Raw genomic sequence first — 13,778 nt, forward strand, 5'->3', positions numbered from 1 at the left:
TCGAGTTACCGAGGAGACTCCGTGTCTGACATTTCCACCGCCGTGGACATCCCGGCCGCCCGCCGTGAGCGCCGGCGCCGCCGATCCCGGCTGCTTCGCCGGCCACCGGTCAGGCCCCCTCGCTAGATTCCCAAATCCATTGGTGTAGTAGACATTTCACACCTGCGCGACGCTGAGGCGCGCAGGTGCGTGTTCGTCGTGAGGAAGGTTCTCGAGTGGTGACCCGATCGGATTTCCCCGTAGCTGTCGTTGGTATGGCGTGCCGGCTGCCGGGGGTTGCTGATCTCGACGAATTCTGGCGGCTGCTCGGCGCGGGCCGCGCCACCGTCGGCGCCGCCCCGGTCGCCCGCGCGCACCTCAGCGAACGCGCGAGCTTCCTCGATTCGGTGAGCGATTTCGACGCGGAGTTCTTCGGCATCGCCCCCAACGAGGCCCGCTCGATCGATCCCCAGCAATTGCTGGCCCTGGAGCTGAGCTGGGAGGCCCTCGAGGATGCGGGACTGGCCGACGCCGCGCGCGAATCACGGCGCGGGGGCGTCTTTCTCGGCTGTACCGGCGGTGATTTCGCGGAGCTGGTCACGGCCGCCGAGGGGCCCGGCATCACGCGCCACTCGCTGTGGGGCGCCACGCGCGGCATCATCGCCAACCGGGTTTCCAACTATTTCGGGCTCACCGGTCCCAGCCTCCTGGTCGACAGCGCCCAGGCTTCGTCGCTGGTCGCGGTGCATCTGGCGTGCGAGAGCCTGCGGGCGGGCGAGACCGATATCGCGCTGGCCGGTGGCGTCAATCTGATCCTGTCGCCGACCAGCGGTGAGCGGATCGAGCACTTCGGCGCCCAGTCCGCGCTCGGCCGGTGCTACACCTTCGACTCGCGCGCGGACGGATTCGTGCGCGGCGAAGGCGGCGGCGTGGTCGTGCTGAAACCGCTGGACCGGGCCATCGAGGACGGGGACCGGATCCACGCGGTGATCCGCGGCAGCGCGGTCAATACCGGGAACGAGCGGCGGGTGCTGAGCGCGCCGAGCCGCGACGCGCAGGTCGCCGCGATTCGCGGCGCGCTCGAAGCGGCCGCCGTACCAGCCGATTCCGTGCAGTACGTGGAATTGCACGGCACCGGAACGCCGGCGGGCGATCCGGTCGAGGCCGCCGCCCTCGGCGCGACCTACGGCGCCGATCGCGATCCGGACGCGCCGCTGGCGGTGGGGTCGGTCAAGACGAATGTCGGCCATCTGGAGGGCGCGGCCGGGATCATCGGGCTGATCAAGACCGCGCTGTGCCTGCGGCATCGCGAACTGGTGGCCAGCCTCAACTTCGAGCGGCCCAATCCGGCGATTCCCCTGGACGAGCTGCGATTGCGGGTGGTCGGCGCATCGGAGCGATGGTCCGCGACCACCGTCCGGCGGGCGGGCGTTTCCGCGTTCGGCATGGGCGGTTCGAATGTGCACCTGATCCTGGACGAGGCGCCGCTCCCGGCGATCGCGGCCGTCCGCGAGCCCGAGGACGCGCGCGAGGTGCCGATCGTGCTCTCCGCGCGAGACGAGGACGGCCTGCGCGCACAGGCGGGCCGGCTGCGGGACTGGCTGGTGCGCCACCCGGAACTCGCCCCGGCCGATGTGGCACATTCCCTGCTGACCACCCGCGCCCGGATGGCTTGGCAGGCAAGCTTTCTCGCGTCCGATCGGGCGCAGCTCCTGGCCGGGCTGGAAGCACTTGCCGAACACGGCGGCGGTTCGGAATCGACTGCACCGCTGCCGGATTCGAGTGATTGGGCAACAACCGGCGTCCGGGTAGATCTACCGCCGTATGCGTTTCGCCGGAGGGAAACCGCCGCGGATCGTGCGTCCCTCGAGACGCCGCCGGTAGCGGCCACCCCTTCGGAGCGGACTCCCGATGCCGACATCGAGCATCGCGCCCCATCGGACAGCATCCTGGCCCGGCACCTGGCAACGCTGCCCGAATTCCAGCACCGCGCAACGGTTCTCGCGATGGTCCGCGAGCAGGCCGCCGCGGTCCTGGGGTACGAATCGGCGAGCTCGATTCGTGACGACCTGCCGTTCACCGACCTGGGGTTCGACTCGCTCAGTGGCGTGGAACTCCAGAAACGGCTGACCCGGACAACGGGCGTGGAACTGCCGCCCTCGCTGATCTTCGATCACCCGACCGCCACCGCGGTGGCCGACCTGCTGAGTTCCCGCGCCACCGCGGCCGGTACCCGGCGCGCCCGGGTCACGCGGCGCACCTCGTCCGAAGAACCGATCGCGATCGTCGGCATGGGTGCGCGGTTCCCGGGCGGCATCTCCTCCCCCGCGCAGCTGTGGGAGCTGGTCGCGGCGGGCCGCGACGCCATCGGCGATTTCCCCGCCGATCGCGGCTGGGATCTCGATCGTCTCTACGATCCCGACGCCGACAAGGCGGGCACCGTCTACACCCGCCGGGGTGGATTCCTGGACGGCGCAGGCGATTTCGACCCGGCCTTCTTCGGTATCAGCCCGCGTGAGGCGCTGGCGATGGACCCGCAGCAGCGGGTTTTCCTCGAAACCGCTTGGGAGGCACTCGAAGACGCCGGAATCGACCCGACCACCCTGCGCGGCAGCGATACCGGTGTCTTCGTCGGCGCCTGCGCTTCGGGGTATTCCGGTCTCGTCACCGGTGAGCTGGAGGGCTTCCGGCTGACCGGCACCTCGCACAGCGTCATCTCGGGGCGGCTCGCCTACGTCCTGGGCCTGGAGGGCCCGGCGGTGACGGTGGACACCGCGTGCTCCTCCTCGCTGGTGGCGCTGCATTCGGCGGTTCAGGCGCTGCGCCGGGGTGAGAGTTCCCTCGCGCTCGCGGGCGGCGTGACCATCGCCGCGACTCCGGACCTGTACGTCGATTTCGCCCGGCAGCGCGGCCTTTCGCGCGACGGCCGCTGCAAGGCCTTCTCCGCCGCCGCAGACGGTGTCGGCTGGTCCGAGGGGTCGGGGGTGCTCGTGCTGGAGCGCCTGTCCGATGCGCGCCGGCTCGGGCACCAGGTCTTGGCGGTGGTGCGCGGCAGCGCGGTCAACCAGGACGGCGCGAGCAATGGGCTCACCGCGCCGAATGGGCCGTCGCAGCAGCGCGTGATCGAACAGGCCCTCGCCGACGCCGGAATCACCGCCGCCGAGGTGGATGCCGTCGAGGCGCACGGCACCGGTACGCGGCTGGGCGATCCGATCGAGGCGCAGGCGCTGATCGCCGTCTACGGACAGGATCGCGGCGACCGCGAACCGCTGCGGATCGGTTCGCTCAAATCGAATATCGGTCACACGGTCGCCGCCGCCGGTGTCGCCGGTGTGATCAAGACCGTGCAGGCCATGCGGCACCGGCAGTTGCCGCGCACGCTGCATGCGGAAACGCCTTCCCCGCACGTGGATTGGACCGCCGGTTCGGTTCGGCTGCTGGCCGCGGCCGAACCGTGGGAGCGCGGGGACCGTCCGCGCCGGGCGGGGGTGTCCTCGTTCGGGATCAGCGGCACGAACGCCCACGTGATTCTCGAGGAAGCGCCCGCCGACGCCACGGTATCGGCTGCGCCGCAAGCTGATTCCGGCCTGCCGGGCAATCCGGTACCGCTGGTCGTCTCGGGTAAGGGCGAGGCGGCGCTGCGCGCCCAAGCCGCCCGTTTGCACACGTGGTTGTCGCAGCGCCCGCAGCTGGATGTCGCCGAGGTGGCGACCGCGCTGACTTCGACTCGGGCACAGCTCGATTCGCGTGCGGTAGTGATCGGCCGTGACCGGGATGAGCTGCTCGAACGGTTGCGCGCGCTCGCCGAGGCGGACGGCGCGGCCGATGCGGGCGGCCCCGATATCGTCACCGGCGCCCCCGTCGCGGGCCGGACCGCGTTCCTGTTCACCGGACAGGGCGCCCAGCGCGCCGGTATGGGCGCCGGCCTCTACGACGCCTTCCCCGCTTTCGCGTCCGCGCTGGACGAGGTGTGCGCACACCTCGATCCGCTGCTCGGACAGTCGCTGCGCGCGGTGATGTTCACCGATGCCGCCGGCGTGCTCGATCGCACCGAATGGACGCAGCCCGCGCTCTTCGCCTTCGAAGTCGCGCTGTACCGGCTGCTGGAAGCGTTCGGAACGACGCCGGATGTGCTCGCGGGGCACTCCATCGGCGAACTGGCGGCCGCGCATGTGGCCGGGGTGCTGTCGCTGCCCGACGCCTGTGCGCTGGTGGCGGCCCGGGGCCGGTTGATGGGCGAGCTGCCCGAGGGCGGGGCGATGCTGGCCGTCGCCGTCGACGAGGAACGAGCGCACGAGATCATCGCCGGACACGGCGGCCGCCTGTCGCTGGCCGCGATCAACGCCCCCGCAGCGACCGTGCTCTCCGGTGCCGCCGACGCGATCGACGCTGTCGAGAAAGCGCTGGCAGCCACGGGAATTCAGACCACCCGGCTGCGGGTCAGCCACGCCTTCCATTCGGCGCGAATGGATCCGATGCTGGCGGAATTCCGCACCGTCGCCGAGCGTCTCGCCTACCACCCGCCCCGGGTGGCCATCGTTTCCACCGTCACCGGCGACCTCGCGGACGAGACCATCGCCACCCCGGACTACTGGGTGCGGCAGGTGCGGGACGCGGTCCGCTTCGCCCCCGCGATCGCCACCCTGCTCGCAAGCGGCGTGCGGCGCTTCGTCGAGGTGGGGCCGGATGCCATTCTCAGCGCGGCGACCAACCGGGTACTGGCGGCCGATCCCGCCGTCGAGTCGCCGACCGCCGTGGTGGCCACCTCGCGACGGTCGAATGATCAAGTGCCGCAGCTGCTCTCCGCGCTGGCGCAGCTCCACGTCACCGGCGGACCGGTCGACTGGCGGCCGCTGCTGCCCGCCGCCGAGCGCCGAATCCCATTGCCGACTTACGCGTTCCAGCATCAGCGGTTCTGGCTGCGCCCGGGTCCCGCCGCGAGCACGTCCGGCGATCACCCGATTCTGAGCGGCGTCGTCGGTGTCGCGGGCACTGACGAGTGGCTGATCACCGGCCGGCTGTCCATGCGCGAACATCCGTGGATCAACGACCACGCGGCGCACGGCGTCGTGGTGGTCCCGAGTGCGGTCCTGGTGGAATTCCTGCTCGTCGCGGGTACCCGGATCGACTGCGGGGTACTCGAGGAACTGACGCTGCAGGCGCCGATCGTCCCGGCCGAGAACGACGAGATCGAACTCCAGGTCGCCGTCCGGGCGCTCGAGTCGGGGCGTCGGCATTTCGACTTCTACTTCCGCAAGTCCGCGGCCGATCCGTGGGTGCTCAACGCGACCGGCGCACTCGCGCAGGAGCATTCGGGTGATTCCGCGGCTTTGCGGATGCTCGGCCAGGCTTGGCCGCCCGCAGCGGAGCCGCTCGACGCGGCGAGCATTCCGAGCCAGATGACAGCGGGCTCCGGACTCGAATACGGCCCGGCGTTCAGTGGCGTCCAGGGCGTGTGGCGGCAAGCGGACGCGGTCTTCTCCGAGATCGCATTGCGGATCGAATCGGACAGCGCCGCAGGGACTTTCGGCCTGCATCCGACGCTGGTGGACATGACGGTGCACGCCGGGCTGGCCGAACTGCTGTGGCGCGGGCTCGACCAGGATCCGGACTCCGGGAAACTGCTGTTCCGTTGGGGCGGTGCACGATTGCATCGATCGCCCGCCGACGGTGCGGCACGACCGGCGTCGCTGCGAGTCGCCGCTGTCGCGACGGGGCCGGAGACCATTTCGGTGGCCGCCGTCGACACCGCCGGCCGGCCGGTCCTCTCGGTGGATGCCGTCGTCATGCGCCCGTACGACGCGCGCCGATTCTTCGAAGGGCAGTCCCGGGGCACGGCGGATCTGTATCGGGTGCGCTGGGAGCGCGCGGGCGGCGCAGTCGGCGGCGACCCGGAGCGCATTCCGGCCGCGGTGACCTACCGGCCCGAGGTTCCTGGCGACGCACCGGCCGATATCTATTCCGCAACCCGGCAGGCGGTGAACGAGACTCTCGCTCAACTGAATTCGTGGCTGCGCGACGAGCGATCAACGGATCGGCTGGTCGTCGTCACCACCGGCGGCGTGGGCGTCGCCGACGAAACCCCCGATCTCGTCGCCTCGGCGGTGTGGGGTGTGGTGCGCAGCGCGCAGTCGGAGCATCCGGATCGCTTCGTCCTCGTCGACGAGGACCCGGCGGCACCCCTGGACGCCGACGCGCTCGCCGCCGTATTGCGTACAGAGGAACCGCAGATTGCGGTCCGCGGATCCGACCTGCTGGTACCGCGATTGGTTCGCGCCGAGACGTCCGGCGCCGACGTCGAGTCCGCCCCGTTCGGCGCCGGAACGGTGCTGATCACCGGCGGCACCGGCGGATTGGGCGCACTGTTCGCCCGGCATCTGGTGACCGAATACGGTGTCCGCGATCTGGCGTTGACCTCCCGCCGCGGCCCCGATGCGCCCGGCACGGCGGCCCTGGTCGAGGAATTGGCGGCCCTGGGCGCGCAGGCCCGGATCATCGCCTGCGACATGGCCGATCGCGAATCGGTACGGCAGCTCGTGAGCGGTCTGGCACCGAGCGCGGTGATGCACGCCGCGGGCGTCCTGGACGACGGCACCATCGGCTCCTTGACGGCCGAGCAGGTCGACCGGGTGCTCGCGCCGAAGATCGCGGGCGCATGGCATCTGCACGAAGCGACCGCGGACCTCGACCTCGCCGCCTTCGTGCTGTTCTCCTCGGTCGCGGGTGTGATCGGTTCGGCCGGGCAGGGCAACTACGCCGCCGCGAACAACTTCCTGGACGCCCTCGCCGAGCAGCGCCGCGCCGCCGGACTGGCCGCGACCTCCCTGGCCTGGGGACCGTGGGGCGAAGCGGGCGGTATGACGGGCGAGCTGGACCGCGTCGCCGTCGCACGCTGGGATCGCCTCGGGCTCGGGCAGATCGAGCGCGCGGAGGGACTGCGACTGTTCGATGCCGCACTCGCGAATCGGGCCGCGCGCCTGGTTCCGCTGCGTTTCGATGCCGCCGCTCTGCGGCGCGGATCCGACGGCCGCGCGCTCCCGGCGGTACTGCGCGGCTACGGACGCCCGCGCACCGAGGTCGTGCCGTCCGCCGGTGCGGTTCCGACCCTGGCCGCGCGGCTGGCCGAAGCGGGTTCGGACCGCGGCGCCGACCTGACCTTGGAAACGGTGCGCGCCCAGGTCGCCACCGTCCTCGGACATGATTCCGGCGACTCGATCGACGCCGAGACGCCGTTCCGGGAACTGGGCCTGGATTCCCTGGGCGGTGTGGAGCTGCGCAATCGGCTCGGCAAGGCCACCGGCCTGACGCTGCCCTCGACCCTGGTCTTCGACTATCCGACGCCCGCGGCGGTAGCGAAGCTGGTCCAGTCCAGGATCGCGCCGGCCGCGCCATCGACGGCGCAACCGGCGGCGGCGAGAACCGGCCGCACCGACGAGCCCATCGCGATCGTCGGCATGGCCTGCCGCTACCCGGGCGGCGTCGAATCTCCGGACGCACTCTGGGATCTGGTGTTCACGGGATCGGACGCCACCAGCGACTTCCCCGGCGACCGCGGCTGGGAACTGGACCGGCTCATCGACCCGGACCCCGACCATCCCGGCACCACCTATTCCGGTCGCGGCGGGTTCATCAACGGCGCAGCCGATTTCGACGCGAACTTCTTCGGCATCGGTCCGCGTGAGGCCGTCGCGATGGATCCGCAGCAGCGCCTGCTGCTCGAAGTGAGCTGGGAGGCGCTCGAACACGCGGGCATCGACCCGAACTCGTTGCGCGGCAGCGACACCGGCGTCTACGCGGGCGTGATGTATCAGGATTACGAGGCGCTGACCCGCAATGCCGGTCCGGAGGTCGAGGGCTTCGCGCTCACCGGCTCGCTGGGCAGCGTGGTCTCCGGACGGATCGGCTACGCCTTGGGACTGGCGGGCCCCGCGCTGACGGTGGACACCGCGTGCTCGTCCTCGCTGGTGGCGCTGCATCTGGCCTGCCGCGCGCTGCGGCAGGGCGAAAGCTCCCTGGCCCTGGTCGGCGGGGCCACGGTGATGGCCACGCCAGCGGTCTTCCTCGACTTCTCCAGGCAGCGCGGTCTCGCCTCTGACGGACGCTGCAAATCGTTCTCCGCGGCCGCCGACGGCGTGGCGTGGTCGGAGGGCGCGGCCGTGCTGGTCGTCGAAAGGCTCTCGGACGCACAGCGACTCGGCCACCGCGTGCTGGCGGTGGTGCGCGGCAGCGCGGTTAATCAGGACGGCGCCAGCAATGGCCTGACCGCGCCCAATGGACCGGCCCAGGAGCGGGTGATCGCCGACGCGCTGGCCGACGCCGGGGTGACGCCCGCCGACGTGGACGCCGTCGAGGCGCACGGCACCGGCACCACCCTGGGCGATCCGATCGAGGCCCAGGCGCTGATCGCGGCCTACGGGCAGGCGCGCGGCGACCGCGAACCACTGCGGATCGGCTCGCTCAAATCCAATATCGGGCATGCGCAGGCGGCGGCCGGCGTCGGCGGCATCATCAAGATGGTGCAGGCCATGCGCCACGACGTACTGCCCCGCACCCTGCACGCGGAAGAGCTGTCACCGCACGTCGATTGGTCCGCCGGGGCGGTGCGGGTGCTCACCGGCGCCGAGCCGTGGCCCCGCGGCGAGCGGCCGCGCCGCGCCGGTGTCTCATCCTTCGGCATCAGCGGGACCAACGCGCACGTCATCCTCGAGGAGCCGCCCGTCGCGGCCGAACCCGTTGCCGCCCCGGCGAATCCGAATGTCACCGCTCTGATGCTCTCGGGACGGTCCGAGGTGGCGCTGCGGGCACAGGCGGATCGCCTGCGGCAGTGGATGATCGAACGCCCGGCCCTGGCGGCACCCGACATCGCGGCGGCCCTGACCGGCGCCCGGGCGCGCATGGACTGGCGCGGCGGGGTCATCGGTCACGACCGTGACGAATTGCTCGCCGGGCTGGCGGCCCTCGCGGACGGCCGGGCCACCGCCACCGCGGTCGCGGGGACGGCGACGCCGGGTCGCCTGGCGTTCCTGTTCACCGGGCAGGGTGCGCAGCGCCGCGGCATGGGCGCCGGGCTCTACCGCGACTACCCGGTCTTCGCGGGCGCTCTCGACGAGGTGTGCGCAGAATTCGACGCCATCCTCGGCGGATCGCTCAGGGCGGTCATGTTCGACGCGCCCGAAGGCGGGCTGAACCGGACGGAATTCACCCAGCCCGCGCTGTTCGCTTTCGAAGTCGCGCTGTTCCGGCTGCTGGAGTCCTTCGGCGTGATACCGGATGTGGTCGCCGGACATTCCATCGGTGAGCTCGCCGCGGCCTATGTGGCGGGCGTGTGGTCGCTGCCGGACGCCTGCGCCCTGGTGGCGGCCCGCGGACGCCTGATGGGCGCCCTGCCCGAAGGCGGTGCCATGCTCGCGGTGGCCGTCGCCGCGGCGGACGCGGAAGCCGTGGTGGCCGGCTACGCCGATCGGCTCGCGGTGGCAGCCGTCAACGGTCCGGCCGCCGTGGTGCTTTCCGGCGACGAGGACGCCGTCGACGAGGTCGAGCGGCTGTTCGAGCAGCGCGGTGCCCGCACCGGCCGGCTCCGGGTCAGCCATGCGTTCCATTCCGCGCGGATGGAGCCCATGCTGGACGAATTCCGTGCTGTCGCCGCGGGTTTGAGCTATCGGCAGCCGCTGCTGCCGATCGTTTCGAACGTCACCGGCGCCGAGGCGGGCGACGCCGTCCTGGACCCGGAATACTGGGTGGCGCAGGTGCGGGGCTGCGTGCGGTTCGCGCCGGGCGTGGACACCCTGATCGCGCGCGGGGTGCGCAAGTTCGTGGAGGTCGGCCCGGACGCGGTGCTCACCGCCATGACGTCGGCCTGTTTGGCGCAGCACCCGGAGGTGGAGCCGAAATCCCTTGCGGTGGCGACCGCGCGGCGATCGATGGACGAGGCGGCCGCGTTCGTGACCGCATTGGCGCGGGTGGATGCCGCCGGGATCGCCGTCGACTGGTCGCGGGCGCACTCCCGGCCGTCGGCCCGGATCGAACTGCCCACCTACGCATTCCAGCGGCAGCGCTATTGGGCCCGGCCGGTACGGGTGAACGATGTCCGGCGTTCGGGACTGGAGGACGCCGGGCATCCGATGCTCGGCGCGATCGTCCGGCTGCCCGATGCCGAGCAGGTGGTGTTCACCGGCCGGCTGTCGCTCGGCACGCATCCGTGGCTCGAAGACCATGCGGTCGCGGGCACGGTGCTGTTGCCCGGGGCGGCCTGGGTCGAGCTCGCGCTCCACATCGGAGCGGTGACCGAGCGGCCGCGATTGGCCGAACTGGTGATCGAGGCGCCGCTGCCGATACCGGCGGGCGCGGAGGTCGAACTCCGCCTGGTGACAGCCGCATCCGACGATTCGAACAGTGTTACGGCACAGTTCTATTCGCGGACCGAGCCCGCCGGATCCTCCGGCGACGACGAGCCGCGGTGGGTGCGCCATGCCGTCGCGACCCTCACCGGCGACGCGTTCGCCACCTCGGATCCGGACGGCTCGCCCGAGTGGCCGCCCGTGGACGCCGCCGCGGTCGCCGTCGAGGACGGTTACGCGGCACTGGAGGAACGCGGCTACGGATACGGGCCGGCCTTCCGGGGCGTGCGGGCATTGTGGGCGCGGCCCGGCGAGGCGTTCGCCGATATCGCGCTACCGGATTCGATCCGCGACCAGGCCGGGGAGTTCACGCTGCATCCCGCGCTCCTGGATGCCGCACTGCACACGATCCTGCTCGGCGGATTGATCTCCGTACCGCCGAGTGGTTCGGTGGCCGTGCCGTTCTCCTGGGAACTGGTCGACCTGCACGGCATCGGAGCGAACGCGCTCCGGGTGCACGCCAGGGTTTCCGGCGCCGGTCACGGGACCGAGCGCATCGCCCTGTCCCTCACCGATCAGGCCGGCTCCCCCGTCGGCGAGGTCGGGGCATTGACCTTGCGCACCATCGCGGCGGGCGCGGTCGGCGTCACCGAACATCTTGGCTACCAGGTCGATTGGGTGGCCCAGCCGCCATCGGACGGTGCGGTGCGGGTCGCCTGGGACGACAACGCCTCCGATGCCACCGGGGACTACGAGATCGCCACGATCGACGGCCGCCGGCACCGGGTCGCCCGCATCGAACCGGCGGCCACGAGCGGATCCGTCCCGGATACCGTGCGCGAGACGGTCATCGGCGTCGCCGCGCGAGTACGACATCTGCTCGACGGCGACGATCCCGTCGTGATCGTCACCAGCCGGGCGGTCGCGGCCGAGCCCGGCGAGCACATCGATCCGGCGAGCGCCGCGGTGTGGGGCCTGCTGCGTACCGCGCAAGCCGAGAATCCGGACCGGATCGACCTCGTGGACGTCCGGGGCGACGACTATCGAGCGGGTGTGGAAGCGGCGGCGGCCGTATCCGGCGAATCCCAGCTGGCCGTGCGGGATTCGGCGGTGTACGCCCCGCGGGTCGCCCGCGACTCCGCCGCCCTGACCGCCCCCGGCGCGGCGGCCTGGGCGCTGACACTCCGCGACAAGGGCACTCTGGCCGCGGAGAACTTCAGCCTGGACGAAACCTCCGGTGCGACAGTCGCTCTGGATCCGGGCCAGGTCCGGGTGAGCATGCGGGCGGTGGGCCTGAACTTCCGCGACGTGCTCATGGCACTGGGCACCTATCCGGATCCGCTCGGCCGCATCGGCGGCGAGGGCGCGGGCATCGTGCTCGAGGTCGCGGCCGATGTCACCGAATTCGCCGTCGGGGACCGCGTTTTCGGCTTCACCCCCGGTATGGGCTCGGTGGTCGTGGTGGACCGGCGACTGCTCGCCCCGATGCCGCGGGGCTGGTCGTTCGCGCAGGCCGCCGCGGTGCCGATCGTGTACGCGACCGCCTACTACGGTCTGGTCGACCTCGCCGAGGCCCGCTCCGGTGAGACGCTGCTGCTGCACGCCGCGACCGGCGGCGTCGGCATGGCGGCGGTGCAACTCGCCCGGCACCTGGGGCTGCGCGTCCTGGCCACGGCGAGCAAGCCGAAGTGGAACGTCCTGCGCGACATGGGTTTCGACGATGCGGATATCGCCGATTCCCGGACCCTGGACTTCGAGCGGGAGTTCCTGGCGCGTACCGGCGGCGCGGGCGTGGACATCGTGCTCGATTCGCTGGCGGGCGAATTCGTGGACGCCTCGCTGCGCCTGCTCCCCCGCGGCGGCCGATTCGTCGAAATGGGCATGATCGACCGGCGCGACCCGGCCGCGGTCGGCGCGACGCATCCCGGCGTGCGCTACGCCAGCTTCATGCTGATGGAAGCCGGGCCCGAGCGGCTCCGGGAGATCCTGGCGGCCCTGGTGGAATTGTTCGACCGCGGCGAGCTGCGGCCCTACCCGATCACCGCGTGGGATCTGCGGCGCGCCCCCGAGGCCTTCCGCTACCTCAGCCAGGCCCGGGGCGTCGGCAAGAACGTGCTGACCGTCCCGGCGCCGCCGCACCCCGACGGCACGGTGCTGATCACCGGCGGCACCGGCGGTTTGGGCGTGATCGCCGCACGCCACCTGGTCACCGCGCACGGCGCCCGCCGGCTCGTGCTCGCGAGCCGGCGTGGCACGGACTCGCCCGGCGCGGCGGAGGCGGTCGCCGAACTCACCGCGCTCGGCGCGCACGTGGACGTCGTGGCGTGTGACGCGGCGGATCGGGCGGCGCTCGATCGGCTGCTCGCCGGCATCCCCGCCGAGCACCCGCTGACGATGGTCGTGCACGCGGCGGGCGTGCTGGCCGACGGACTGCTCGCCACCATGACCGACGAGCAGATCGCAAAGGTGCTGCGGCCCAAGGTCGACGCGGCCTGGAACCTGCATGAGGCCACGGCGGGCCTGGACCTGTCGGCGTTCGTGCTCTACTCCTCGATCGCGGGTGTGCTCGGCACCGCGGGCCAGGCCAATTACGCCGCGGCCAATGTCTTCCTCGACGCGCTGGCGCACCAGCGGCGCGCCGCGGGGCTGCCCGCGACCGCCATCGCGTGGGGGCCGTGGCAGCAGAGCAGCGGGATGACCGGCGAGCTCACCGAAGCCGATCTGGCGCGGCTGCGACGAGAAGGCCTGCTGCCGCTGGATTCCCGCGCGGGCATGGAACTCTTCGACGCGGCGACCGCCGCCGGTCGTCCGGTCGCCGTGGCGGTCCGCATCGACCGCGACGCGCTCGGCGCGGGCGATCCGGGGAGTGTACGACCGATCATGCGCGGACTGGCCCGGCCCGCGCCGCGGCGGGGCGCGGCCACCGAAGCGGCGACGGCGGCGGCCGATTCGGGACAGCTGGTCGCCCGCCTGCTCGGGCGTTCGGCCGAGGAACAGCAGCGGGTGCTGCTCGGCGTGATCGGCGTGCACGCCGCGGCCGTGCTCGGGCACACCGGCTCCGACGCCCTGGAGCCGGATAAACCGTTCAGCGCGATCGGGTTCGACTCGCTCGGGGTGATGGAATTCCGCAACCGGTTGAAATCGGCAGCGGGCGTGCAATTGCCGGCCACCGCGATGTTCGACCACCCCACCCCGGCGGCCCTGGCCGATTTCCTCCGCCGGGAGCTGGTGCCCGCCGACGCGGCCGCACGCGCGCTCGCCGCCGAAGTCGACGCGCTCACCAGGAGTTTCGCCGCGGCGGAACTGACCACGTCGGAACGTTCCGACCTGGCCGGGAAATTGTCCGCGCTACTACGCAAGCTCGAGGACGCGGCGGTCGTCCGAACCGATCGCGGCGACAGCGCCGGCGATCTCGAATCCGCCGACGACGACGAGCTTTTCGATTTCATCGACAGCCTCTGA

Annotated in this window: 1 protein-coding gene; it reads left to right on the plus strand. The window is 71.7% G+C overall.

What is annotated here, in order from left to right:
- The first annotated feature begins 215 nt into the window (after window positions 1-215).
- Complete coding sequence (locus tag LTV02_RS19055; RefSeq protein WP_233041245.1) at window positions 216-13,778, plus strand: type I polyketide synthase; 13,563 nt, start codon at window positions 216-218, stop codon at window positions 13,776-13,778.

The sequence above is a fragment of the Nocardia yamanashiensis genome (genome assembly GCF_021183565.1).
GTDB classification, from domain to species: domain Bacteria; phylum Actinomycetota; class Actinomycetes; order Mycobacteriales; family Mycobacteriaceae; genus Nocardia; species Nocardia yamanashiensis.